1 protein-coding gene is annotated in these 780 nt (G+C 52.1%); it reads right to left on the bottom strand.

The features are described from left to right. The coding region (locus HA050_RS21715) for a VCBS domain-containing protein (protein WP_205836560.1) at positions 1–780 on the bottom strand (780 nt) is incomplete at both ends.

Genomic DNA, 780 nt, shown 5'->3' with positions numbered 1-780 from the left:
TGCTTTGAACGGTATCTTCCTGTACTGCGCCGTGGCCGACGGTGGCGGTTTCATTGCTGCCGTTCACAGTCACGGTGATGGTGCTTTCCGAGCCATCGGCGGATTTAACGGTGAAGGTTTCGGTCTTCACATCGCCGTCTTTTAAGGCCTGAACAACTGGATCGTTATTGTTCAGCGTGTAAGTCCACTTACCATCCGTGCCAATGCTGAACTTACCGTACGTACCATCGGTATCCGTCTGTGCCTGGAAGCTGGATTGGCCAGCGTCTTTGTCATTCACCAGCAAGGTTCCGCTGGTCGTCAGTGTTGTATCTTCTTTGACAGAACCTGCGTCATCGCCTAGCTGATTCGGTGTGATCACTGCCGCATCATTCGTGCCGACAACCGTCACAACAACATTGGAAGTCGTGCCATCCGCAGATTTAACGGTAAAGGTCTCGGTCTTGGTTTCGCCTTCAGCCAGAGCTTGAACATTGGCCGCTGCGTTGTTCAGCACATAAGTCCACTTACCATCTGTGCCAATGCTGAACTTACCATAAGTACCGTCGGTGTCAGTCTGTGCCTGGAAGCTGGATTGACCGGCGTCTTTGTCGTTAACCAGTAAGGTGCCGCTGGTAGTCAGCGTTGTATCTTCTTTGACCTGCCCTGCGTCATCGCCTGGCTTATTCGGTGTGATCACTGCCGCATCATTCGTGCCGACAACAGTCACAACAACATTGGAAGTCGTGCCATCCGCAGATTTAACGGTAAAGGTTTCAGTCTTGGTTTCGCCTTCAGCCA

The organism is Iodobacter violaceini (assembly GCF_011601265.1).
Taxonomy (GTDB): Bacteria; Pseudomonadota; Gammaproteobacteria; order Burkholderiales; family Chitinibacteraceae; genus Iodobacter; species Iodobacter violaceini.
The sequence above is the reverse complement of the archived record's forward strand: the minus strand, read 5'-3'. Positions and strand labels throughout refer to the sequence as shown.